This is a genomic window from Paenibacillus marinisediminis (assembly GCF_054343325.1).
Map to the genome: position 1 here is coordinate 285,650 of NZ_JBTGUH010000001.1, position 25,411 is coordinate 311,060.

The window sequence follows — 25,411 nt, forward strand, 5'->3', positions numbered from 1 at the left end:
GGTGAGAGCGATCTTTTTTTAATTTTCACTTTGTACACTAATCTAATGATTATTCAATTGTTGAATAAGACCATCCAGCATTTCTTCGGTGAACATGCCTTGACTCATCATTGCCAACATACGCAGCGGCATATAATTTAACATTTCATTTAAAATTGCTCCCGTGCCTTCTCCCAGGTTTTCCGCAGCATCACTATCCTCCAGCATCAACCCCATACTCTTTTGAATCTGCTGAATCAATCCTTGTGCGATTGGTGCTGTTTGCGGATCGTTCATTAGATCGATCATCATCGTATTTCGATCGACTTTGAGTTTCAAAGCAACTGTCGATTGGACATGAATGGTATCGCTTAAGAGAATATCTTCACACGAACGTCCGATCAAAATTTCAAAGTTACCTGACTCCACATGCCAATCATTAAGTTCTACGTTATAGTAAGCGAAGGAACGTTTGTCCAGCGTAAACGCAACGGTTTTCTTTTCTCCAGGTTGAAGTTCAATTTTAGTGAAGCCCTTCAATTCTTTGAATGGGCGCATAACTGTACTCTGCACATCGCGAACATAGAGCTGAACAATTTCTTTACCGGCACGCGATCCTGTATTCTGCACAGTTACATGTACGTCTACTGTATCTGTGTCTTTGATTTCTTTGTTATCGATAACTAGATTGGAATATTCAAATGTCGTGTAGCTTAGGCCGTGACCGAACGGGAACAGCGGCTTCACTTGTTTCGTATCGTGATAGCGATAGCCAACGAATATTCCCTCGCGATATTCGACCCGATTGCCTTCACCCGGGAAGAACAAGAACGAAGGGGTATCGCTTAGCTTCATCGGGAATGTCTCGGTCAACTTTCCGCTTGGGTTCACTTCGCCGAACAATAAATCAGCGATGGCACCTCCTGCCGCCTGTCCGCCCAGATAAGCTTCGAGAATCGATTTGGCTTGATTGATCCAAGGCATTTCAATCGGAGAACCGTTCATGAGTACGACGATCACGTTGCTCTGAACAGACGCTATCTCTTGGATCAGCTGGTTCTGGTTCGCGGGCATACGAAGGTGCTTGCGGTCGTAGCCTTCGGATTCGTAACGATCAGGAAGACCTGCAAAGATGACGACTGCATCCGCTTTTTCGGCTGCTTCCTTCGCTTCTTCGATCAATACGGTGTCCAAATCATCGCTTTCCAAATGGTAGCCTTGCGCGTACACAATAGAGGCAGAATCTCCTGCCAACTTTTTGATTTCTTCAATCGGCACATCTATCTGGGTCGGATTGATATGTGAGCTGCCTCCGCCTTGATATCTTGGCTTTTGTGCGAATGGACCCACAATTGCTAATTTCTTTCCCTTCGCCAGTGGAAGCAGATTGTCTTCATTTTTTAGCAGTACCATTGTTTCACCGGCAACGAAACGTGCCAGACGGTGATGTTCGTCCTTGTCGTAAGTCGCGTTCGGTTTTTTGTTATCCACGCTCATAAAGATGATGCGTAAAATTCGTTCTACAGCACGATTCAGCAATTCTTCTGACAACAAGCCATTTTGAACAGCTTCTACAATCTTACGGTCGCCAGCCCCTCCGCTTGAAGGCATCTCTAATTCTTGTCCGGCTAAGAGACCATCTACCCGATCATTGTTTGCGCCCCAATCGGTAACGACGAATCCTTCATGACCCCATTCTTCCTTCAAAATATCGGTTAGCAAAAATTCGTTTTCAGAAGCGAATGTGCCGTTGACTTTGTTGTAAGCACTCATGACAGTCCATGGCTGAGCATTTTTTACTGGACCCTCGAAACTCGCCAAATAAATTTCACGCAGTGTGCGTTGATCAACAATCGTATCTATCCCACTACGACGATGTTCTTGGTTGTTTGCCGCAAAGTGCTTCAACGAAGTGCCTACTCCTTGGCTTTGTACACCTTGAATATGACCAGTTGCCATTTCTGAGGACAGGAAAGGATCTTCAGAGAAATATTCGAAGTTGCGTCCGCAAAGAGGAGAACGTTTGATATTGGCGCCTGGTCCCAGGAGCACAGCTACGTCCTCCGCCTGACACTCCTCACCAAGTGCTACACCTACGTTGTGGATCAACTCACGGTCCCAAGAACTGGCCATACCGGCTGCCGAAGGAAAACAAGTTGCAGGTACGCTCTGGGATATCCCCAAATGGTCTGTTTTTTCCTGCTGCTTGCGCAGTCCGTGTGGGCCGTCAGTGACCATAATGCTAGGAATTCCAAGGCGTTCTACTCCTTTTAATCTCCAAAAATCTAAACCGGAACACATACCGGCTTTTTCTTCTAAAGTCATCTTCGCAACTAGAGCTTGAATATCCCGTTTCATAAATAAAAGCCTCCTTGAATGTAAATATCAACATATCACCTATTATTTCATGGAGTCGATTTCATTTATGGTATATTTTTAAGAAAAATTGTACTTAGAGCGGATGAAGTTTTATAAATTATTTGAACCATCCTTTTCGCCATAAAAAGAATATCATTCCAGAGCCAAGGATAGCCATAACCCCTAATACACCGAAATATCCCCAACGCCAAGAAAGCTCCGGCATATTCTCGAAGTTCATCCCATAGATGCTCGCAATGAAGGTTAATGGTATAAAAAACGAAGTCATGACGGTTAACGTTTTCATGATGCTATTCATTCTGTTTGAATTTATTGCTATATAACTGTCGCGCATATCTGCTGTCAATTCTCGATTAGATTCAATCATCTCAGAAAGTCTCACCAAATGATCGTGAATATCAGTAAAGTAGGCTAATTGATCTTTTATGCCATGGATTTTATCTGTGTTGATGATTCGATAAAGAAGGTCTCGCATCGGTAACACCGTTTTTCTTAATTTATGCAAACTCGAGCGAATATCAAAGACACGATCCATTAACTCTTGAATGCTTTCGTCCTTGACATTGTCTTCGATTTCGTTTAATTGATCTTCTATTTGATACAAACTAGGAAAGTAATTATCCACTAATTTATCCATGATTAAATAGGCAGCAAAGATAGGCCCTTTCTTGGATACATTTTTCTGTTCAATAATGCGTTTCCAAGCTTCATCAACTTCTGTGGATTTTTTAAGATGGAAGGAAACAATAAAATTTTGACCAATAAACATATCTACTTCTTCGGCATTTAACGTTTTCTGATTTAAAGCATGTACAACAAAAAAGTGGACATCTTCGTAATGATCCAATTTCGGGCGTTGCAATACGTGTAAACAGTCTTCTATTGCCAGTGGATGAAAGTGAAAATGTGATTCCAGCAACTTCATTTCCTCTTCAGTAGGTGTATCAAAATCAACCCAGAACCATTTGACATTTTTATCATCTAGATCTGCTATGGAATGACCCTGAATGACTGTTAAGTCCTCAGTTACAGCAATTGTTCGAAGCAAAGTAACAACACCTCTCTAGGCAGGAAATCCCAATTCAGGTTATTGTGCAGCACTGCCTGTTTGTTTATACGCTCATTATACATCAGCTTGTGCTTTATGGCGTTTTGCATAAAAAATAGGAGGATCCCCCCTCCTATTTTTTATATATTTTAACGTGCAAATTGATATTTGTTATAAAGAATATTCCTCCTGTTATATCTGATGACTCCATCTTCACTTCATAATAAAAGTTATCATCGAACTTAATTATTGCTTCAGCTTCATTATAAGAGTTTAATTTTACTTTGATAAAATCCTCTAAAATAGTGTCGTCTTTTTTATACTCATCTGGTACTAAATTAGAAGCTTTTATACTTACAAACGTCTCTGCATGCCCCATCCATGAATGATGCCCTTCATAAAAAGACTTCACCGCTTCTTCTGTTATGAATTCAATTTTTCCGAGCGAGTAAGAAGGGATTCCGCTAACTGGATCATTCTTATAGTCATTAATATTTATAGTGTAGAGCGTTGTTACAATTTCTGTAATGTTCTGATCACTTGTTTTTGATTCTTTTGTTTCTTCTAGAGGCTCTTCCTTAACGCTCTCATTTGTTGCTTTATTAACTTCTGACTCAGGAACTATAGAAGTAATGTTTATTTCATCCGTATTTCCTGTAGAACAAGCAATTAACGAAGTATAAATAAGAAAAACTAACAGTATTAAACTCATCTTACGACTGTTACGACTCATTTTATTTTCTCCGATCATATTTTTATCAACTTGAAAAAAAGAACACTTTCAACTATACATTCAAACCTATACCCCAGATCTTAAACCTTCAACATAGCCAATTTGCTTTTAACTAATTGTGATGTGCTTGAGAGAGGAATCACAATCGAATCATGAAACATAAGATCATAAGAAGCTAAACTAAGCTCAGTATCAAGTTCAATATCAAATATTCCATCATTATTAGAGTCAGCATAGAAGATAAGCTTTCCATATTCATTTGTGGGAGGGCTTATCGAAACGTTGTAATTAAACACCCCATTCTTTTGCAAGTTAATTTTTCCTTCGGATAAGAATCCATGTCCATCTTCGATTAAATAAAAGATGTAATCTTGTTTATATGCCTCCACTTTACCTGACACCGTGAATTGCAAACTAGAAATGACTGGTGGTTGATCATATAACTCAATAGTTACTTTTGAAGCATTGATTTCCATACATCCAGTTACACTAATCAAACTAACAAACAATATCATTAATATTTTTCTCATGTGCACTCCCTACTTTAGATTATTTTCAGAACTGGTTGTTTTTTTAACAGAAAATCCACTGTATATACATAGATTCAAAAATTAATAATTGAAAGGATGATTGTAATGAGTTTGATAGGGGGAAAATTCTTGTTGATGCAGGACACGGCGGTACAGATAGTGGGACTAGCGGAAAGGTAGATGGAATTACGAAATATGATAAGAATTGGGCACTCATGTTTGCACAATCCGCAAAGTCGTATATTGAGAATGATGGTGCTACGGTCGTGATGACTCGAAGCAGCGATACATTTGTCAATGTCGATGCCGTAATCAGTATTCATTTTAAGGCCGGAAGTTCAACCTCTAATGGTACTGAGACCTACAGTAACCCTACGGCTAAGAATCTTGTAAAATGCAAGCACAATCCAACACTTTTAAATAGACAGGATAATTAATTGCATATAAAGTATCAGATTTTTCTATTTTTAACAATGATTCTTGAAGAGGACATACTTAAGAGCCATCTTGTTCGCGACGTAATTGGGGTCTCTCAATTTGAGAAAACATAATCGATTCGTAATTGTTGCTGTTATAATATTATTGAAAAAATAGGCAATCAAAGCAGCGAATGCTCCTCCTCCCCTTTCTGTAGCCTACAATCCACCAATAGCAACAGCAAACAGAAAATGTAGATGTTAATAATTTTCAATCTGTCACAAAGAACTGAAGATCTGCCTCAAACATGGCCAGTACCTTACCAAGAGAAATCATTACACCCGCTGCTGGCATAACAGTGAGTAGCGAATCGTTGGTTGAATAAATACTGTTACCGCTAGAAGATATCATCCTGCAAAAGGGAAACTATCTCTGTAAACCATTTTTAGTGATAGAAGACCAGGATCTTGAGCATGAAATTCGACAACTTGAACAATATGTAACACAACATCAGTACAAGCAGTCGGGGGCAATTATCATCATTGAAAAATCTTATCTTTCCATGTTCAGCAATAACGAACTGCATTATGAAATACAGGTTAACATCAATCATGTTACGGAAGGTGATACCTAATGAATCTGAACCCGATTACAATCGTTCCTTACCAAGAACAAGACCATGAGGAGGTCTGCAAACTAATCGTAGATTCATTTCAAGGAAAATTCCATTCCCTTGTCAATCTGAATGACCATGATATCTCTAAGCTATTAGCTGGCATATGGAAGGACGATGCTAGTAAACAGGTAGTGGCCAAAGAAAACGGAGAAGTTGTCGGTACTCTCAGCTTGAAATGGAAAGGCACTCGTTCCTCAGACAGAACGACTGATCAAATCCACTTTGCAGAGCTATTTAGGCAGTTTGGATATCTTAATGTATGCAAATTTATAGTAGGGCTTCAATTCTTGAACTATAAACCAAGGGAATATGAGTGTTATATTGAGCATTTGGCAGTTCGGTCAACTCATCGCAGTAAAGGAATTGGCAGACAACTGCTGCAGTGGGCACAACTTTTTGCTAATTGTCACACCGAATTTACCCACTTATCGCTGCATGTCTCAAATAAGAACAAGCGGGCGGTTAACTTGTACAAGCAGATGGCATTTGACATTGAAAAGTCCAGCTATAATGGCGTTAGGCATCTAATCTTCAAGGAGCCCGTTTGGCATTACATGACACAGAGAACCATGAGTGGCATCCATGATGAATAGTAGAATTTTCGGATTTATGTAATTTTCATTTCAATCGAACATATTTATATTTCCCGATAAGATGTTAGAATAAAGTAGTCAGTTCACATGATAAGTCAGGAGCATATTAAATTGCGGATACATCCAATCTACTTATTGCGGATCACAGGTCTGTTAGATGGTATATCATTACTTGTATTACTTAGCATCGCTATGCCCTTGAAGTATATATGGGGGATAGACGAAGCCGTAACGATTGCAGGTAGCGTTCACGGCGGGATATTTTGCTTATATGCGCTAGCTATAGTTTATACTGCTATTCGAGTCAAGTGGAGCCCACTATGGTCTGCCGCAGCACTAATCGCAGCGTTTATACCATTTGGAAACTTCGTGCTTGATAGGAAACTGAAGAAGGCGCAAGCCGAGTATAGTGTAAGGCAATTGAACAATGTCTTGCTCGTATACAGTATCGTGTTTTTTTCCTTCTTTGATTTATTTTCACAGTTGCCGATCATGAGTACATTTGCGACTTCAGTCGGTGCAAGCTCATTTATAGTCGGCTTTGTCATTGGACTATATTCGTTATCCAATACGCTCGGTAATATTATTTCCGGTATTATGACGGATAAAGTTGGACCATTCAAGATGCTAATGGTCGGATTGCTCTTATCAAGCAGCGCTCTGCTGCTTTATCAGTTCGTAGAGCAGCCCTTATTCTTGATTATCGTTCGGATCATACATGGCTTTGTAGCTGGTTTAATTGTTCCGGCTGCATTTACATTCTCAGCGAACACCACCGTAAATGATCAGCAAGGGAAAAAAGTAGCCTTTACCGGTACATTTGTAGGTCTGGCTGCTATAATCGGCCCTGCTTTCAGTGGAATTATGGCAAGTAAGATTTCCGTGCCATTCGTCTTTAACAGCGTAGCTGCAATGGGCTTCATACTTACGATCCTATCAGCCATCTTTCTTCGCAAGTATAAGATATCCAAGAAAACGAAAGAAACAAGTGTCAATCAATCATTCGGCTCGATCTTCAATGCAGGTGTTTTAAAGGCTTATGCCGGCGCCTTTTTCTTAATGTTCTCACAGGGCGTAATTGCCTATTTATTGCCCTTGCATGTTCAAGCGCTTGGATATGATTCGAGATTAAGCGGTACCTTAATGAGCACTTTTGGAATCATAGCTGTTCTCATATTCGTGCTTCCTACTAATCGTATATTCGATCGGGTTGCCTCATTCAAAACGATGGCCATTGGAATCGCACTAATGGGAATAAGTCAGCTATTGATTAGCCAATCCACGACCACATTAGCTCTCTATATCGTGTTAGGTCTATATGGTGTAGGCTTTGCCTTCTTGTTCCCATCTATTAATACGATGCTCATTAAAGCTACGCCTTCGGAGCTGCGCGGAAAAGCTTATGGTTACTTCTACGCCTTCTTCTCTCTAGGCGTTGTTGCCGGATCTTCCGTGTTAGGCTGGCTCCCCTTCAACATCACCGAAGGGTTTATCTTCACAGGTATCATTCTACTGCTGTTTGCTGCTTTCGTAGTCTTCAGCGAGCGAAGAGATGTCGCTTTGAATCACTCATGAGGAGCAGCGAAGCCTATTATGCGATGAAAACTTTAGAGGTTGGTTCAGTCTGTGCTCACTATGTGTTAGCACAGACTGAACCCCTGAGCGCATCGCTGCCTGCGAAGCTTTCCCCCGCCATTACCAGTTTCACTACCATTTCTTTAATTCACTTCGGTCACTAGCCCGCTCTAAAGCGCATCTCTTTTTCTCGACTTCCATTACTCTATACTTTTCAATGATTCAATCATATTGATTTTGTTTACTTTTCTTCGAAGTAATAAGTTAGAGAGCATGGTAAGTAAGTATGCAAGAATAACAGATACCAACAATATAACAATACTTAATTGATCTGGGATTTGCTGATGGGCACTCGAAAGTGCCTTTACAACCATTCCATACATATAGCCGCCTATCGGTAAGGCCACAATTACCGCAAATGTGGTTAGACTGATGTTTTCAAAAAATATAAGTCTGTTTATTTTATATTTTTGATAGCCTAATACCTTAAGTGTTGCAAGCTCGCGATTCCTTTCATATATGTTTATGGAAGATATCGTATAGATAGCGCCAAAGGAAAGCACGACCGCACAAATGATAAACATGATAAAGATAAAACTATTTTGCTTCAGTATATATTGGGCTGATTCCTTTAAATCATTCTTATCTGCGATTGTATCTACCTGTTGATCTTGTTCGAAGAAATTACGAACACTTGTAAGGTCTGTGGCGCTGCTGGCCTCCACTAAAAGCGAGGTTGGATTATACTTTATACCAAAGCTCTCAAGATACGCTGGTGTGCAATAAAATGTCGGGTTCGAATACTGGGTAGATATGTGTAGAACCTTCATATCGACCGTTTTATTAGCAAACTCTGGCGCGGTGAACTTGATTTGGATGATATCGCCTTCTGCAATCTGATAGTTGTCGGCATACGATTGGGGTACCAGCACACCACTGTCTTCCAAAGCAAGCCGATTGTCATTTTCATCGAAGAAATGTATGAGATTGTTTTCTTTCTTCGTAACAACTAACGTTGCATTTTTGTTCTCATCACCTTTGATGAAATCCACGGGAAAGGTGGATAAATCATAACTGCTTTTAATGCCGGAGGGTAGTTGCAACGTATCCATAGATGTTCCCGTCTTGTAATCGACTCTTAAATCATAGGTATTCACCTCTTCAATCTGGTCAGCTACTTTTTGCAAAGCCATTTGAGTACCAAAAGCAGTAATCAATAAAACCGTGCTCGCCACAACTCCAACGGAGCTCGCTAGCGCTTTTGATTTATTTAAAAAGATATTCCTCAAAATGAGCTTGTAACTGTAGGAAAGATGACTCCAAATGCCCGGAATTCTTTCGATAAGCAGCTTCTTCATCTTCTTAGGAGGTTTCGGACGCATCGCCTGAGCTGCACGTTCTTGTAGGATGGCTCTGCCACTCAAGTAACAGGACAGGATTCCAAACGCACTCGAGAAAAGGATGGGTAGAATCACAGAAGTTAAGGATACGGAGAAGATGATGTCAGGCAGTGAGTAGGCTTTTGCATTCGACGCTTTTATTAATGGAATAAATACACTAAAGGCAAGGACACAACCTAGAATGGAGCCGATGATCCCTACCAGCACGGGGTAACCCATGTAATGAAGCATGATGTTTCTGTTTCTTACACCCAACGCCTTCATGATACCTACTTGATTTCGTTGAGAATCAATGATCCGCGACATGGTAAGGAATAGAATGATCGCTTCAATGATGAAGAGAAGAAACGGGATAACCCTGCTCATCAATTTATTATTATGGATCGTTTGTTGCAGTTGAGAATAACTGAACGTCCGCTCTTTACTCATTTGGTTTACATAGGTGAGTTCTTTAGATTGTGCTTCAATGGTTTGGCCTAATTGGTCAATATCGTAACCTTCCTCAGCATCAATCAAGATTTCATTATAGTACAAGCCGCCTGCGATTTGAGGTATGGCCGCTTCCGTCATATAAGCTACACCGAAGGTTTTATGGTCTTGGATTTCGTTCTTTTTGGCATATTCCACATTCTCACCCAAGCCGCTAATGGTGAACGTCACATTTTTCTCATTCACACTTATCGGAAATTGATCGCCAACTTGGTACTGATGCTCCTTGGCATAATGGGAATCTAGCAAGATTTCATCCTTTTGTGACGGAATCCGGCCCTCAATCAGCGTAGGCGTATTGATTTCATTGTTTGCAGGGATCGAATGTATCTTTAAAGAAGCTTTCATATCTTCAAATGCTTGCGTCGCATCCAGGGTGTACCGTCCTTCGATTTTGTTTACACCTTGGATTCGGCTTAAACCCGCCACGTCCTGCTTGGAGATTTGGCTGTAATAGACATTTAAGTCGCTTAGATTATGCTCTTTAAAGTAATCCTTCGTATAAGCGCTAAGATTATCACTTAATGTGACCAGCCCCGCATAGAAAAAAGCACCCACTGCGATAACCAACACAAAGGCGATAAATTGCCCGATCGACTGTTTGATATCCCTCAATAATTTTATAAATAACTTCATCATCACCACTCGATCCCTTCAACATTCTGTTTGTTGTGATTCACCGTAACGCTTTCGATCATTCCGCTCTTCACCTTGATAATCTTATCCGCCATAGGAGCGATCGCGGAGTTATGTGTGACCAACACAACACACTTCTTCGTCACCTTGTTCAGATCTTGAAGAAGCTTTATGACGGACTTTCCAGTAACATAATCTAAAGCTCCAGTCGGTTCATCACAGAGCAACAGCAGCGGATTTTTGGCAACAGCCCTCGCGATCGCAACGCGTTGTTGTTCTCCTCCAGAAAGCTGGGAGGGGAAGTTCCTGATGCGGTCCTTCAATCCAACCTTATACAAAACATCTTTAGCATTCAGATGGTTTTTACATACTTCCGTTGCAAACTCAACATTCTCTAGCGCGTTTAAATTCGGGATTAAGTTATAGAATTGAAATACAAAGCCAACCTTCTCCCCGCGATATTTGGTTAATTTATTTTCATTAAACTTGGTGATATCTTGATTGCCAACAAACACATGGCCTGTAGTCGCCGTATCCATACCGCCAAGGATGTTCAAAATTGTGCTTTTGCCCGCACCGCTAGCACCCAGAACAACGACGAATTCTCCCTCTGATATGGAAAAATCAACACCTGCAAGAGCCTTGATCGTCACTTCTCCTACTTTGTATTCTTTCGTTACGTTTTTGAACTCGATTAACGTTTTCATTTTCACATCTCCTCTTATCGCATTTCCATCCCTATTGATCCAGATCCGAGTCAAATTACCATATTATTCAAGTTGATTATACGAAGGCAAGAGAAGAGAAACACCCATCATTAGTCTCCACTTCCGCTAGACCATAGTCGGGTTCAAACAAAAAAACCATGTCCGAAGACGTGGTTTATTTTCATTAGTTGGTGGAACCAAGGGGAATGTTGAATCCTTCCTTGTGTAAGCATTCTTTTTCAGCCCCCCAACTGGCTAGTCACCTTCGACTCTCTGATCGTCAGACTCGGCGTGTCTTGCATGGATTAGTCGAACGAAATCTGCTGATGGTAACCAGCGGGAAGCAGCGATATCGGACTTATCAACTACGCTTGGAGGACAGGAAGTAAGGTGCATAAAAGAGACGCAACACTCTAACGGACACAGTGACCGCAAAAGAAGGTTATTTCGACCTTTTGGAATTCTAACGGACACAGTTGCAGTTATTTCGTAAAAATGCCCCTTTTTACAATGATTTGGAGTAATTAAGCGCTGTAGTGACCGTTATAATCTGAAAATGGCTGCTTTTGATCAATTAACGTCCATGGTGTCCGTTAGAGTTATAGTATGACATTACATTCAGAGGCTCGACCTCTTCATATGCTGCTCAACCTTACGCAGAAAACACGCCAAATTGAATTGTCTCGTTTGTGTATTTGGTTGAGTCTGGGGGGGATATGGAAGTCCCGATTTCACCTGTCAAAAAGCGTACTCGGACGAACCTGGTTCTCGCCCCATTGGGGCTTTCCACATAATCAATAAACCACATCCAATGGACGTGGTATAAATTATTTTTCGAGGTGGAACCAAGGGGGATCGAACTTGCTTTGTATTGACTCAAAAAAAGGATTTATCTCTTATATGGTGTTGTCCGCATTCATCCTTTCAATTGTTTTTCTGTTGCCAGCATAAGCTCATATATTTTACGTGTCGTATTTACATTCCTGATCGTCATCTGCTGATACAATTTCGTACCAACCAACTTTGTCATGCTGCCTTTAGTCACGTTTATTTTGTCAATTGCCCATAGAATCGCACCTGGAGCATACTCCACCGTTTCGATCTCCGGTTTGAAGGTCAGCTTATCGAGAACGGATTCGTCATTGATATCTTCCCATAAAAAAAGGACGTCGCTCCTCATTTTATCATCGTTTGTCCATGATTCGGGGAGCGATGACATTACTTTCTTCATGTCTTCTAAACTAAGCACCAGCACTTTGATATGCAATCCGAAGGTATTCAGAATAGCTTTTTCGAGAATATGCGCTATATCATTTTTGGAGTGTTCGGCGGTTGAAAAAATGATATTGCCCGAATTGATATAAGTTACGACGTTTTTCATTCCGGCTTGCTCGAATGCTTTTTTAAGTATTTTCATATCTACTTTGTTTTTTCCGCCGACATTAATCCCGCGGAGCAGAGCAGTATAGACCATAATTACCTCCTAGATTGGTATAAATTCAGAAGGAAGTTATTTATCCTTGAATATCAATGTTAACAGAATTATGTATTGTATACGAAATATATATTCAGAACAAAAAAATGACAACTCTGCCGTTTCCATAGTTGTTTTTTGGTGGACCCTATCGGGATTAAACCGACGATCTCTTGACTGCCAGTCAAGCGCTCTCCCACTTTGGTTAGTTTAACTGCCAAGGGACGAACATTGAATGTGCTCGATTTCCTGACCCGCTTAAGCGCAACTTATTTATTTTGTTCTTGGAAAACGATTTTTCAATTGTTGTATTCATTATCATGCGTTATACTCTAATCATCATTTAATCGGCATGAAGCACATGCCGCTTCGATACGAACATTCGTTAATGACTGTCGTATTGGGGCGGCTTTTTGTTTTGCTGATGAAAGGAGATTCGGCAATGAGTTTATTTACGAGAGCTTATGAGGAATGGCTGCATAGGAACATAGCGGAAGAGAAAAACCCAAGAAGACGTGAGTTCCTTGAAAAAGGTTTGACCCATAGCACCGCGGAATTTCTTCGATCCTGTTGGTATCCAACGATCGGGAATTTCGATCATTTATACCCCGAATGGGAAGTGAAAGATATGAACAATGCAGTGCGTTATCTCGATCTAGCGTATATGCCGGGAGGGGCCAAAGGTTGCATCGAAATCCAAGACTATCGATCCCATGCCAGAGATATCGGTGTTACACGGTTCAAGGATTTATGCAAAAAACACTCGATGCTTGCTCTTGATGACTGGACGCTGCTATCAATCGCCTATCTCTCCATAGTAGAAGAACCCGGGTTTTGCAAACAACTTTTACTAGCCTTTGTCGGAAAATTCGTATCGACCTCTATGTTATCTGACTTGGATTGGGCTGAAGCAGAAACGCTTCGATTCGCCCGCCGATTGCTGCATTCTTTTTCAGCCCCCCAACTGGCTAGTCACCTTCGACTCTCCGATCGTCAGACTCGGCGTGTCTTGCATGGATTAGTCGAACGAAATCTACTGATGATAACCAGCGGGAAGCAGCGATATCGGACTTATCAATTACGCTTAGAGCTCAGGAAGTAAGGTGCATAACAGGGACGCAACACTCTAACGGACACAGCGACCGCAAAAGAGGGTTATTTCGACAATTTGAAATTCTAACGGACACAGTTACAGCTATTTCGTAAAAATGCCCCTTTTTACAATGATTTGGAGTAATTAAGCGCTGTGGTGACCGTTACAATCTGAAAAAGGCTGCTTTTGGCCAATTAACGTCCATGGTGTCCGTTAGAGTTATAGAATGACCACAGACCTTGATTACATGAAGTTATTTAAGCAGATCGAACCATGCTCTCGAACATTAATGATGTAAGTAGAAGTCCCGATTGTATCCTTTATGAACTGTGTGTATTTCTGAGCATCTTCATTCGGCAGAATAGTAAGTATGACTCCTGCGAAGCCGCCGCCATGCACACGGCATGCACCCCTACCGATAGTCTTAAGAAAAGATTCCGTGATGGCCAGCGTAACCGTAATCTCTTGATGCTGAATGTCAGAATTCAGATAACAGTTTTGCAGCCACTTCCAGGATGAGTTGCCTGAATCGGTAATCAGCTGCAGAAACCGATCCATATTTCCTTGAGCTAAAGCTTCCACTTGGGCATCAACCCTTGTGTTTTCATCGAAGAAATGCAATGCTCTAAGCACAGCTCTATCACCACATCGATTTCTTAGGACATCCAAATTGCCGTATATATCGTTTGATGTCAAGTCGCGACATACCTCTCTACCTAGTGCCTTTGCTACAGCATACATTTCATAAGGTACGGCTCCATATTCCTCTGTTAAATCGGCATGATTTCCACCGGTATTTACGATAACAAGAGAGAAGCCATTCTTCTGAAAATCAAAGTTAACAGGGGTGATGAGCGGCTCATGAGGATTTGCAAAATCAATAGCAATAAGTCCGCCATATGCACATGCCATTTGATCGAGCAACCCGGACGGTTTATTCCAATACTTATTCTCTACATACTGTCCGATCTTGGACATCGCTATCGCGTCTAGGGATCCTTCATTATAAAAAGTATTTAATATATTGCAAATCAGCATTTCGAACGAAGCAGACGAGCTTAAACCGGAAGCCGATAATACATTGGTAGTTATATAAGCATTAAAACCACCGACAGAGTATCCAGCTTCAACAAAACCTGCTACGATTCCCCGCACAAGAGACAACGTAGCTGATTCTTCTTCATTTAGTTCAAGATTAGAAATATCAACAACAAATTTGCCCGGATAACCTTCGGAAATAAACGTAATAACCGATTCCTTAACAGGAACTGCTGCCGCAATTGTATCTAAATTGATGCTTCCGGCAAGAACTTTTCCATGGTTATGATCAGTATGGTTACCTCCAATTTCACTTCGACCAGGTGATGAGAACAATGCAATTTCCCCATCTTCAAAATGCTCCTGAAACGACTTAACCAATGCTAAGTAACGATCAAGCTGGAGAGAAAGCTGATCTTGACCATATAAACTGGTAAGCAATGATCTAGCCTTATTTGTATTTAGCATCTCGATGGTATGTTCAATTGTCATCATAAATATTTTCCTCCTAAGTATGTATTGACCGATGAGAGTTCAATAAAAAAGATCGCAACCCTCAGGCTTGAAACCAGATGATAGCGATCTTTTTACAATTATTTATATAGACTACGCTTTCCGAATCCAGAACTCATATGCAAGATCCTGATCGGACTTAATATGATATTCCTCATGAACTGGAGCTCCCCAGCTGTCGTCACCGCCTACGCCCATTTGGCGACCAGCTACTGTTACAACTGTGTAATGGACTTGTGGCAGCTCATATGGATGCATGGCTTGCTCTAGCTCGAATGCGGTATATGGCAAAATATTGCATTCCACTGGTGCAGATGCAGGTGCACTAATCTGAATTCCTCGTCCTACCTGATTCGTGATATTCACACGACGCACCCCAGTCCGATTGCCCGACTCTTGCGGTACGATGTACGGAGATAAATTATCCGCTGCTTCATTCTGGAAAGTACACAATCTGGCACCATGACAACGATCGATGTAGTTCTCGTCAGGACCCATTGCATACCAGTCAAGCTTATGATAATCTGCCGACAGCTTGAAGGATACTGCGAAAATCGGCATATCTGGCAGCCCTTGAACCCCGTGATAGCTTGGCTTCACTTGAATGCTTCCATCACCATACACCGTATAGGCCACTTGTACACGGACATCTGGATGAATGTTTACCAAGTAAGTGAACGTAATCGTTGCATGATCGGCTTCTTCCACCAAAGCGGTATCGATGCATCTTGGTTTCAGACTTGCACCATACCAAGCGCCGAGATTAAAGCCCATTACTGTACCTCGATCATTATCCGTTGTTGCTCTCCAGAATAGTGGGTAAACAGGCTGTGCAATCATCTCCTGACCCGCATAATTAACTGAGGTCAAGCTTCCTGCTGTTTCGGAGAACTGGATGCTAAAGCCTTCACCCTTCACACCGATATTAACATCGCCCTTAGCTACTCGGATGGTCCCTTTCGGCTCAGATTTAGCCTTCTCCAAAACTTGTTCGAACACGAATTGTCCAAATGCCACCTCATGTCCTGCCTCTGCCCATAACGTGCTAGACTTGAGCTTCATCGACGCATTATAGGTATATTCCCCTGCTGTATCCGCGTATTGATTCCACTTCAACTCGATATATCGTTCTTCTCCTGGTGCAACGATTACGTCCATCTGACCGATATATACCTGATGCCCTTCATGACATACACTGTATTCCAGTACATAACCCGCAGTATCGATAAACAAGTTCTCATTCGTAATTTTGATGCCTGCTTGATTTGGTACAAGCTTCACATTTTGATATAAGAATTTCACTTCCTGCAGCTTAGGAGACGGTGTACGATCTGCGCAAACAATACCATCAGCAACAAAATTGTAGTCTGTTGGCCGATCACCGAAATCTCCGCCATAGGCCATAAATTCATTACCGTAACGATCTTTCTTGATTATCGTTTGGTCGATGAAGTCCCAAATAAATCCGCCTTGATACAACTGATATTTCTGTTCAAGCTCCGTATACTTATGCATACCGCCTAGTGAGTTCCCCATTGCATGGATATATTCACAGTTAATGAATGGTTTAGACGGATTATCGTTTAAGTAAGCTTCGATATCCACCGGCTTCGCATACATTCGGCTTTCCATATCGCTTGTATCATTGTAGCTTCGATCATGGAAGATACCTTCGTAATGAACAAGTCGGCTCGGATCGGTCTTACGGAAATACTCTGATACGTTGTAAATAACTTCTCCACCATACGATTCATTCCCGCATGACCAGATAATGATCGCAGGATGATTCTTGTCCCGCTCCAGCATGGATACCGCACGATCCATTACAATCGGCTGCCATTCTGGCAAATTGCCTGGGACCACCCATGATGGCTCGACAGCTCCTTGCTTCTGCCATGAACCATGTGATTCAAGGTTCATTTCATCGATCACATATAAACCATATTCATCACACAGCTCGTACCACAAGGTCTGATTCGGATAATGGGATGTACGAACCGCGTTGATATTGCTCCGCTTCATCGTTTGAATGTCCCACAGCATATCCTGTTTGGTTACAGCTCGACCGCTTCTGCAGTTGAATTCATGACGATTCACGCCTTTGAACACAATTCGCTTGCCATTAATGAGCATCAATTTATCGATCATCTCAAACTTGCGGAAGCCTACTTTTTGCGGAACGACTTCAACAAGCTGACCTGCTCCATCATAAACCTGTAAGAATAACGTATACAAATACGGCTGCTCAGCACTCCATAACTCCACCTGCTCTAGCGAGAATTGAACCTGCGCTCTATCCGTAGTTATAATAGCCTCACCACTCGCAACCGCTGCCCCACTGCGATCATACAGCTCATACTCCACTTTGCCTGCTGGCTTGCCTGTCAGCTTAAGATCTGCCGAGAAGCTGGCTCCCTTATAAGCAGCATCCAGATCTGTCCGAACGAATATATCCTGAATGTGAACCTCTGGAACCGTATAGAGATATACGTCACGGAAAATACCCGAGAAGCGCCAGAAATCCTGATCCTCTAGCCAGCTTCCTGTACTACGCTGGTATACTTCAACAGCAAGTTTATTATCACCTGCTTGTACAAATGGGGATAAATCAAACTCTGCTGGCGTAAAGCTATCCTCGCTATAACCTACAAAATGTCCATTCAGCCATACATAGAAAGCGGATTCAACACCTTGAAACGAGATAAATACAGGGCGTTCTTGCATCAACTCAGGCAACTTAAAATGCTTCACGTAGCTGCCAACTGCATTATACTCTTCTGAAATAGCAGGCGGGCGAAGCTCTTCATGACCATCCCACGGATATTGGGTATTCACATACTGTAGTGAACCGTATCCTTGCAATTGAATATGTCCGGGTACTTCAATCCCGTTCCAAGCCTCGCAGTTAAATTCCTTCGTAAAAAATTCAGCCGGACGATTAGCAGGATTCACAGCGTAATTGAATTTCCATGTACCGTTAAGACTGTGCCGCATGGACATGGAAGGAAAGCATTGCGCCTCCTCCTTGCTTGTATAGTAACGGTGGTCGGAGTGTGCAGGCACCCGATTAACTGCAAATACATTCAAATCACTCACCCATGCTAATGTCGGTTTCATTTGCTCCATTTCCTTATCCCCTTACCTTTAATATTCATCAAGCTATAATTACTTAACTGAGCCCATCATTCCTGCTACAAAATGTTTCTGCATTATAAAAAACACAGCTGCTGTTGGAATTGTAGCAATCACAATCGCCGTCATAATCACACCATAATCAGGTGCATAGCCAGCCCCTAGGTTGGATATCAACAGCGGAATGGTTGTGTTCTCAGGCGTTTGCAGTACGATCAGCGGCCATAAGTAGTTGTTCCAACTAGACATGAATGTGATAATGGCAGCTGCTGCATAGGTGGTCTTCATCGTTGGCATATAGATTTTGATGAACACGCCAAACTCATTTAAACCATCCATACGGCCCGCTTCGAGCATATCCTTCGGAAACATCTTCGTGCTTTGACGGAAGAAGAAGATCAGAAAGGCAGTCGTCATGGTTGGCAAAATAACTGCAGGAAGCGTATCGATCCCGATTGCGGGGGCGACTTTCGAAATTTGGGCAAAGAAGCGGTACAACGGTACCATCAATGCTGCGAACGGGATCATCATGGACAAGAGAATAATGTTAAAGACGATATCTCTCGATTTGCTGCGGAAGATTTGAAAGCCATAGCCTGCCATTGAGGCAATGAACAAAGCTAATATGGTTGTAATAACAGCAATTTTGGCGGAATTGAGCAGCGCCGTCGTCAAATCTGTTGTATTGAGCAAGTTTTTAAAATTCTCCATAAAATGTGTACCCGGCAGTAAGCTGCCCTTCGTTACATCGACAGACTTATTCGTAGAACTAATAATCATCCATAGAAATGGAAAGATAGATACGAACGATACGAAGCTAAGAAATAGATAAGTTAAGCAGCGTTTAATTTTATACATCTTTATCACCTGCCACTTTGAATTGAATAATTGCTAGGATTACAATCATAAAGACAATCGAATAAGAAACAGTTGCCGCATAACCAAAGTCTGCGTTGTATTTGAAAGATAGATTATAAATGTATTGCGAGATCGACAACGTTGCATTACCAGGGCCACCCTTGGTAATATTCATGACCTCATCAAATAATTGCAAGGTACCAATTGTCGAGGTAATCGATGTGAACAGAATGATTGGCTTTAACATCGGAATTGTGATGTTGAAAAATTGCCTTGGTGCATTCGCACCATCAATCCTGGCTGCTTCATATATGGATTTATCAATATTTTGCAAAGCAGATAAATAGAAAATCATATTATATCCTGTCCAACGCCATGTAATGGCGATAATAATCGTAATTTTAGCCCAGAACGGGTCGGTAAGCCACTGAATCGGATCTGCGATGAGATGTATCTTCATCAGCAGCATATTGACTAATCCATCTGCAGCAAATAGATATTTAAAAATGATTGAATAGGCTACAAGTGAAGTTACACATGGCAGGAAGATGGCCGTACGAAAAAATCCTCTTCCTTTAAGATTACTGTCATTTAGTAAAACTGAAATAAACAGTGCCAAAATGATCATTACAGGTACTTGAATAATTAAGTAGAAAAACGTATTCGATACAGCTGTAATAAATGTACTATCCGTAAACAATCGTTTGTAATTGTCGAGCCCTACAAATTGTAAGTTGGCGCCCATACCCGATTTGAACGAGAGCAGCAATGCTTCTATCATCGGATAAAAGTAAAACAGAACAATCATGGAAACTGCGATTATAATAAAGGACCATGCTGTAAGCCCTGTAGATATGTGCAAACTAAGGCCTGACTTCTTTTCTTTCACGACACCCCAGCTCCTTCCGGTATTGAATAGGAAACCTCAGACCGTTGCTTGCCTGAGGTTTCCGTCTTCATCTCTCTTCTATTTCAATTGTGCCTCAGCTTGTTTCTGAGCATCGTTTAGAACCTGATCAACATCCTTGCCCTTCAAGTAATTTTGAAGCTCAACCTTCATAATATCCTCGATAGCATAGGTGTGAATACCGTAGTTCACTTTAGGAATCGCTTTCGTCCATTCAGCAAAGTCAGCTGTAATGTTCTGTCCGCTAAAGAAGTCATCACCTGATTTATAAGCTGGTCCACTTGTTGCTGGTATATAAGTACCGATCGCACCAACGTCAGTTAATAGCTTTTGGTAGAAGTCGACATCTGCTCCGAAAGTTTTGGCTAAGAAGTCAGCTGCCACATCAGCACCATCCATATTCAGCACATACCAGGAGCTTCCGCCCAAGTTTGAAGAATTAGTAGCATTAGGAGTTTTCGTTAATTTTGGTGTTGCTGCAACTGCCCATTTGCCAGATTGGGATGCTTCAGCCTTAACAGAAGGCGTAATCCAGTTTCCTTGTACAAGAGATGCTACATTGCCGCTATTAAATCCTGCAAGCATTTGACTCCAGTCGGAGTGAATCGTCATAATGCCTTCATCCATCATCTTCTTGTAAATTTCCAAGGATTCTTTTAGTGCTTCATTTCCTGCCAGGTTAGGTGTTTTACCGTCTTCATTTAAGTACCAGGAGCCTCCCGATTGCATCATTACACGGAGAATACCAAGATCATTCGGATCTGTCGACATCATAAACTTTCCTGTTTTTTCCTTTACTTTCTTACCGATCTCAATGTATTTATCCCAAGTGATATTTTCCATATCTTTGGCTGTGTATCCAGCCTGCTCTAGGTAATCCGTTCTGTAATACAAGCCTGTTACACCAGAGTCGAATGGAACACCATATTGCTTGCCGTTAAAGCTTGTTGGACCAATTTTGTTATCTGCAAAGTCCGAAGCTTTAATCACATTGGACAAGTCATAGAACGCATCAGGATAAGACTGTAAGAAACCTTGTGCACGATAATCCTCCATAAGAATAATATTTGGAAGACCTTTCGTTGTGCCTGAATTCAAGCCTGTATTCATCTTCTGAATCGTATCCGGTTGTGCATATTCGATAATATTAATTTTTACATCCGGGTTGATTTTGGCATATGCTTCCGACGCTATGTTCAGTGCAGCAATGTTGAATTTAGGATCCCATGCCCATACTGTAATTTCCTTGGTTTCTTTGACTTTATCTCCGCCGCTTGCATCAGGTTTGTTAGCTGCATCCTTCGATCCTGATGAGCATCCAGCTAGAAGAAGCGTACCTGCCATAATAATGCACATTAGTTTCTTCAAAATCATCTACCCCTTTTGTGTAATATGATGTGAAGCTTATTTGTAAGCGTGTTCAACTTACAAATTAAGCTTATCATTCAGCTGAAAGGGTCCGTTAGGAATATATTTGTATGCATTTGTTCTTTCTTTATCAGATTGCAAGCGTTTACTTGGAGATTGTTTTCACATTGGTAATATTTTTGGAAACTATAAAAATTTTAATGGGAATCATTAATAATAAGCGGAAGGCGTATTTTAACTTTCGTCCCTTCACCAAGTTGACTCGAAATGGTTACGCCATACTCATCACCATATAGCAGCCCAATACGACTATGGACGTTCTTTACACCAATCCCTGAAAACAGCTGCCGCTTGCCTCTTATATAAGGCAGTCCCTGATGATCAGCAGCCAGTTCCATGCCATCACCGTTATCATTGACTTCACAGATCAGTGCCTCGTCTTCTTTGTGCACCATTACCTGAATCGTTCCTTCGCCTTTCTTATTGAATGCATGAAAGAACGCATTTTCAATAAAAGGTTGAATGATTAGCTTCGGCACCCGGTACTCCAAACAATCCGGAGAGATAAAATAGTACACTCGGATCCGTTCACCGTATCGAACTTGATTGATATAAACATAGCTTTTGAGAATCACCATTTCTTCCTCTATACTATTCGTCTCATTAATGTTGCCGATTGCATTCTGCAGTAGAACAATAAGTGCATTTATCGTTTCTGCTGCCTTGTCCTTGCTGCCTTGCTGAACAAGAATTTTAATCGATGCAAGCGTGTTATAGAGAAAATGTGGATTGATCTGCCGTTGCAGTGCGGCTAGCTCAGCATTGCGCTGTTCTTTTTGCGTTTCAACGAGCTTGTCGACATAATCATGGATCTCATCCAGCATATAGTTATAGGCATCGCCCAGTTCTCTAATCTCATAAGAGCCTTCGATCTTGACGTAATTGTCAAAATTGTTGCGAGTCGCCTTTGACATTTGCCTTACCAGCATCGTTAATGACCTTGTAATCTTCCGAGTGATTAAGAAGACGATGATCAGCGCAATAACAACAATAGCCGCTGTGATCACGGTAACGGTTTTGTGATCCAGAATTTGTCCCATCGCTGCCTTTTTATCAATTACATTGACCAGATAATAGCCAAATTCCGGCATGTACTCTGCGAGCACAATACTGTCTTGATCCATAACATTCACATTTAAGCTGTCAATTTGTTCCGTTACGATTTTTTGGGCAATCCCCATTAAACTCGCATCTGTCCGCCCGATCCAATCTTCACGGTTACTGGATACGACAACTCCAGAAGCATCCATGAGCGCGATATCATTACCTTCACTCGTCATATTGTTATATAGCTGCTTAAAATCTCTCTCAAACATCGTCACATACATCGTCCCATACACGACGCCTGTCGACCTCTCCATCAATGCCTTTGTGGCAATGATCAGAGGTTGGCCACGATAGTCCGGATTCAGACTGCTGTTATAGTACTGGTATATCAGCCTTTTAGGCTCTGCTTGAGCATTCATAGTTATATCATGCATCTTCAGTTCCTCATCTGACATCGGAGGTGCTATATTGCTATTCGTCGAGTAACTTCGTCCATTCACACCCAATATTTTTATGCCAACGCTATAAGAATCCAATACTGATCCGAACATCTTCACCTGCTGACTTATATCGTAATACATTCTCGCTGTTGTTACTGAGTCTACTTCCGGTCCAGTCAAAAAGAATTTAATAGAACCGCTTTGCTGAAGCTTGCCAGCTGTGGTAACAACAGAATAATTGAACGATTCAAAATTCATTTTCACCTGATTCACTACTTTGGAATTGGTAATTCCGAAAGTTTTCATGAATAAATCAGTAGTCATGTTGATCGTCAACCAGGAAGTTAATGTCGTAACCCCAGCAATACTAACGACCATGACGACAAATATTTTAAGAAATAGGCTATGCCATTTCAACTTATCGTAGATGATCCGCATATTCGTATCTCTTTTCTAGTTATTATGATTACTGCGATATTGACTAGGCGACAATTCGGTAAATTTCTTAAATACCTTACAAAAATAACTATGATCCGAAAATCCTACCATACCGCTAATCTCTGAGATCGAAGTTGCCTTATCACGAAGTAATTCTGCTGCCTTTTCAATCCGCACCCGATTCAAGTATTCATTAAATCCTTCCTTATTATTTGCTGCAAAATAGCTGGATAAATAGGAGGGATTAAAATGAAAATGCTTCGCCATTTCAGACAATGTCAGCGGTTCTGCATAATGCTTCTGTACATAGTCCAATAATCGTTTCATATTCTGATTGCTGTGATGATCTTGACTTTCGAAAACACTCGCAGCCTCATTCAGGAAGGCTTGCAACAATTCTATGGTCTGTACCGCATACAATGCTTCATCAATGGCCTTAAAATATCGATACTTCGCCTCATCTAATTCCGTTATATCCATTCCCATATTGGACATGATGATGGTGATATTAAAAATCATATTACTGAGAAACGACTTGAACTCATAGACATCCGTTCGATAATAGCGGGACATCCGCTGAGCATGCTCCAGGAGATCTTGAAAAGCTTCTTGATAGCGTCCTCGTTTCAAATCCTCTGTAAGCCCGTTTAACTGGAACTTTGAATCCACCGCCTCTACATTAGGCAATTCATTGTGTACCATAATCAGATGCTCTGGAAAATAGTATTGATATTGAAACAACTTGATAATCTGCTCTTGATAGACAGAGGCCATATCGTAAGCGTTCATGAAAACATCACTAATCGCCCAGCACATTTTCAATTCTTTGTTCGTAAATTCATTTATCGCTTTACAAGCCATACCCGAAATTCCATGCAAGTGAACATGATTCTGGTTGATGATAAAAACAGCAATATGAGGCTCTGGATAAACAGTATAGAGATTCATATGTTCCTGCTGCGAATTTGCCTCCAGTGCAATTCTAAGCTTATCTTCGATCCCTTTCCAATTAGGCTTATCTTGTCCAGACCTCAATTGACAGCTAAGGAGAGCTAATTGGCGGTAAGGCAATGCACTCTTCAGCAGTGAAGACTCACTCTCTTCGCACTCGAGGTCGTACCCTGTGATCGCTTTAGTAAGAACATGGTCAACCGATAGAGGATTATCTTGTCCATTCGGTTTTAACTGAAGTGTAGGAATGAGTGCAGCTGTTTTCTGCAATACACGCAGCAGTTCCTCAGACTCTAGCTTAGGTTTCAAAATATAATCTACCACGCCATGCTGGAAGGTCGATTTGACATAATCAAATTCACTGAAGCTGCTCAGTACGATCACTTCGATCTCTGGATATTGCATCTTCACCCTGCGTGTTAATTCCTGACCATCCATTACAGGCATCACAACATCAGTAATAATGATATGAGGATGTAACTGCTCGACCAGTTGCAAAGCTTCCTGGCCATTCGAGGCCTCCCCAACCAGCTGAAACCCTTCTTTTTCCCAATTGATATAGTGCTTGATCCCCTGTCTAACCAACAACTCGTCATCAACAATCAACACTTTGCATAGCTCGCTCATAAAAAGGACTCTCCCCCATCCTCTCTAAACTTGAACCTTTTAAAAGCGTTTACACCTAACATTATAGCAGAAGTATTAGCACATTTTTCTAGAATCCACCAAAAAGCGACAGCCTTCTCACGTGAAAGCTGCCGCTTGAAAACCTTTCTATACTACAAAAACAATTCATCAGAAACAGAGCCTTAGAGAAATCAAAAAGCACCGGAAAATCCCGGTGCTACAAGGTTTTATTTGGTGGTTCGTCAGGGACTCGAACCCCTGACCACTTCGCTGCCAGCGAAGCGCTCTCCCACCATTGGGTAT

18 protein-coding genes are annotated in these 25,411 nt (G+C 41.4%); 4 read left to right on the forward strand and 14 right to left on the reverse strand.

All coding sequences use genetic code 11. The annotated features are described in order from the left end of the window. Positions 1–42: 42 nt before the first annotated feature. The 4 genes from ACXX53_RS01400 to ACXX53_RS01415 form a co-directional block, all read right to left on the reverse strand. Positions 43–2,337: a beta-glucosidase gene (locus ACXX53_RS01400; RefSeq protein ID WP_458566813.1), complete on the reverse strand. Its 2,295-nt coding sequence runs from the start codon at positions 2,335–2,337 to the stop codon at positions 43–45. Between the two features lie 118 nt (positions 2,338–2,455). Continuing rightward, positions 2,456–3,406 carry a magnesium/cobalt transporter CorA gene (gene corA / locus ACXX53_RS01405; RefSeq protein WP_458566814.1) on the reverse strand — a complete coding sequence of 317 codons (951 nt, stop codon included), beginning with the start codon at positions 3,404–3,406 and terminating at the stop codon, positions 2,456–2,458. Positions 3,407–3,539: 133 nt separating this feature from the next. Continuing rightward, positions 3,540–4,139, reverse strand: a complete 600-nt coding sequence (locus tag ACXX53_RS01410; RefSeq protein ID WP_458566815.1) for a hypothetical protein — start codon at positions 4,137–4,139, stop codon at positions 3,540–3,542. 80 nt (positions 4,140–4,219) lie between these two features. Further along, positions 4,220–4,669, reverse strand: a complete 450-nt coding sequence (locus tag ACXX53_RS01415; protein WP_458566816.1) for a hypothetical protein — start codon at positions 4,667–4,669, stop codon at positions 4,220–4,222. Between the two features lie 125 nt (positions 4,670–4,794). Here ACXX53_RS01415 and ACXX53_RS01420 point away from each other — a divergent pair, with 125 nt between their 5' ends. The 3 genes from ACXX53_RS01420 to ACXX53_RS01430 all read left to right on the forward strand — a co-directional run bounded on the left by ACXX53_RS01420 (position 4,795) and on the right by ACXX53_RS01430 (position 7,930). Continuing rightward, positions 4,795–5,106: an N-acetylmuramoyl-L-alanine amidase gene (locus tag ACXX53_RS01420; protein ID WP_458567647.1), complete on the forward strand. Its 312-nt coding sequence runs from the start codon at positions 4,795–4,797 to the stop codon at positions 5,104–5,106. A 613-nt stretch (positions 5,107–5,719) separates the two neighbouring features. Then, on the forward strand, positions 5,720–6,355 hold the full coding sequence (locus ACXX53_RS01425; protein WP_458566817.1) for a GNAT family N-acetyltransferase: 636 nt from the start codon (positions 5,720–5,722) through the stop codon (positions 6,353–6,355). A gap of 111 nt (positions 6,356–6,466) precedes the next feature. Then, entirely contained in the window at positions 6,467–7,930 is a 1,464-nt protein-coding gene (locus ACXX53_RS01430; RefSeq protein ID WP_458566818.1) for an MFS transporter, read from the forward strand. A gap of 200 nt (positions 7,931–8,130) precedes the next feature. On the opposite strand, the gene ACXX53_RS01435 is transcribed toward ACXX53_RS01430, so the two are convergent. The 3 genes from ACXX53_RS01435 to ACXX53_RS01445 all read right to left on the reverse strand — a co-directional run bounded on the left by ACXX53_RS01435 (position 8,131) and on the right by ACXX53_RS01445 (position 12,636). Further along, complete coding sequence (locus tag ACXX53_RS01435; RefSeq protein ID WP_458567648.1) at positions 8,131–10,455, reverse strand: ABC transporter permease; 2,325 nt, start codon at positions 10,453–10,455, stop codon at positions 8,131–8,133. A gap of 2 nt (positions 10,456–10,457) precedes the next feature. Further along, positions 10,458–11,162, reverse strand: a complete 705-nt coding sequence (locus ACXX53_RS01440; RefSeq protein WP_458566819.1) for an ABC transporter ATP-binding protein — start codon at positions 11,160–11,162, stop codon at positions 10,458–10,460. A gap of 916 nt (positions 11,163–12,078) precedes the next feature. Continuing rightward, positions 12,079–12,636 (reverse strand): DUF1697 domain-containing protein, encoded by a 558-nt coding sequence (locus tag ACXX53_RS01445; RefSeq protein WP_458566820.1) that lies wholly within the window; start codon positions 12,634–12,636, stop codon positions 12,079–12,081. A 442-nt stretch (positions 12,637–13,078) separates the two neighbouring features. Between ACXX53_RS01445 and ACXX53_RS01450 the strand changes: the two genes are divergently transcribed. Then, entirely contained in the window at positions 13,079–13,738 is a 660-nt protein-coding gene (locus ACXX53_RS01450) for a transcriptional regulator (protein WP_458567649.1), read from the forward strand. A 234-nt stretch (positions 13,739–13,972) separates the two neighbouring features. Here the strand turns inward: ACXX53_RS01450 and ACXX53_RS01455 are convergent, their stop codons facing one another. The 7 genes from ACXX53_RS01455 to ACXX53_RS01485 form a co-directional block, all read right to left on the reverse strand. After that, on the reverse strand, positions 13,973–15,262 hold the full coding sequence (locus ACXX53_RS01455) for a galactokinase (protein WP_458566821.1): 1,290 nt from the start codon (positions 15,260–15,262) through the stop codon (positions 13,973–13,975). 111 nt (positions 15,263–15,373) lie between these two features. Beyond that, the gene (locus ACXX53_RS01460; protein WP_458566822.1) at positions 15,374–18,406 is read right to left on the reverse strand and encodes a glycoside hydrolase family 2 TIM barrel-domain containing protein; all 3,033 of its coding nucleotides are present in this window, start codon (positions 18,404–18,406) and stop codon (positions 15,374–15,376) included. Positions 18,407–18,445: 39 nt separating this feature from the next. Then, positions 18,446–19,270, reverse strand: a complete 825-nt coding sequence (locus ACXX53_RS01465) for a carbohydrate ABC transporter permease (RefSeq protein ID WP_458566823.1) — start codon at positions 19,268–19,270, stop codon at positions 18,446–18,448. Continuing rightward, entirely contained in the window at positions 19,263–20,159 is an 897-nt protein-coding gene (locus ACXX53_RS01470) for a carbohydrate ABC transporter permease (RefSeq protein ID WP_458566824.1), read from the reverse strand. The genes ACXX53_RS01465 and ACXX53_RS01470 overlap by 8 nt, the downstream gene beginning before the upstream one ends. A gap of 78 nt (positions 20,160–20,237) precedes the next feature. Further along, positions 20,238–21,545 (reverse strand): ABC transporter substrate-binding protein, encoded by a 1,308-nt coding sequence (locus ACXX53_RS01475; RefSeq protein WP_458566825.1) that lies wholly within the window; start codon positions 21,543–21,545, stop codon positions 20,238–20,240. 197 nt (positions 21,546–21,742) lie between these two features. Continuing rightward, complete coding sequence (locus ACXX53_RS01480) at positions 21,743–23,530, reverse strand: sensor histidine kinase (protein WP_458566826.1); 1,788 nt, start codon at positions 23,528–23,530, stop codon at positions 21,743–21,745. Positions 23,531–23,545: 15 nt separating this feature from the next. Further along, positions 23,546–25,108, reverse strand: coding sequence for a response regulator transcription factor (locus tag ACXX53_RS01485; RefSeq protein ID WP_458566827.1), 1,563 nt, complete (start codon positions 25,106–25,108; stop codon positions 23,546–23,548). Positions 25,109–25,411 lie beyond the last annotated feature (303 nt).

What these genes read in the sequence shown, in the direction of transcription:
- ACXX53_RS01440 (WP_458566819.1), bottom strand. Translation starts at nt 11,162, where the DNA reads ATGAAAACGTTAATCGAGTTCAAAAACGTAACGAAAGAATACAAAGTA.
- ACXX53_RS01450 (WP_458567649.1), top strand. Translation starts at nt 13,079, where the DNA reads ATGAGTTTATTTACGAGAGCTTATGAGGAATGGCTGCATAGGAACATA.
- ACXX53_RS01455 (WP_458566821.1), bottom strand. Translation starts at nt 15,262, where the DNA reads ATGATGACAATTGAACATACCATCGAGATGCTAAATACAAATAAGGCT.
- ACXX53_RS01435 (WP_458567648.1), bottom strand. Translation starts at nt 10,455, where the DNA reads ATGAAGTTATTTATAAAATTATTGAGGGATATCAAACAGTCGATCGGG.
- ACXX53_RS01415 (WP_458566816.1), bottom strand. Translation starts at nt 4,669, where the DNA reads ATGAGAAAAATATTAATGATATTGTTTGTTAGTTTGATTAGTGTAACT.
- ACXX53_RS01425 (WP_458566817.1), top strand. Translation starts at nt 5,720, where the DNA reads ATGAATCTGAACCCGATTACAATCGTTCCTTACCAAGAACAAGACCAT.
- ACXX53_RS01480 (WP_458566826.1), bottom strand. Translation starts at nt 23,530, where the DNA reads ATGCGGATCATCTACGATAAGTTGAAATGGCATAGCCTATTTCTTAAA.
- ACXX53_RS01465 (WP_458566823.1), bottom strand. Translation starts at nt 19,270, where the DNA reads ATGTATAAAATTAAACGCTGCTTAACTTATCTATTTCTTAGCTTCGTA.
- ACXX53_RS01410 (WP_458566815.1), bottom strand. Translation starts at nt 4,139, where the DNA reads ATGAGTCGTAACAGTCGTAAGATGAGTTTAATACTGTTAGTTTTTCTT.
- ACXX53_RS01485 (WP_458566827.1), bottom strand. Translation starts at nt 25,108, where the DNA reads ATGAGCGAGCTATGCAAAGTGTTGATTGTTGATGACGAGTTGTTGGTT.
- ACXX53_RS01400 (WP_458566813.1), bottom strand. Translation starts at nt 2,337, where the DNA reads ATGAAACGGGATATTCAAGCTCTAGTTGCGAAGATGACTTTAGAAGAA.
- ACXX53_RS01445 (WP_458566820.1), bottom strand. Translation starts at nt 12,636, where the DNA reads ATGGTCTATACTGCTCTGCTCCGCGGGATTAATGTCGGCGGAAAAAAC.
- ACXX53_RS01460 (WP_458566822.1), bottom strand. Translation starts at nt 18,406, where the DNA reads ATGGAGCAAATGAAACCGACATTAGCATGGGTGAGTGATTTGAATGTA.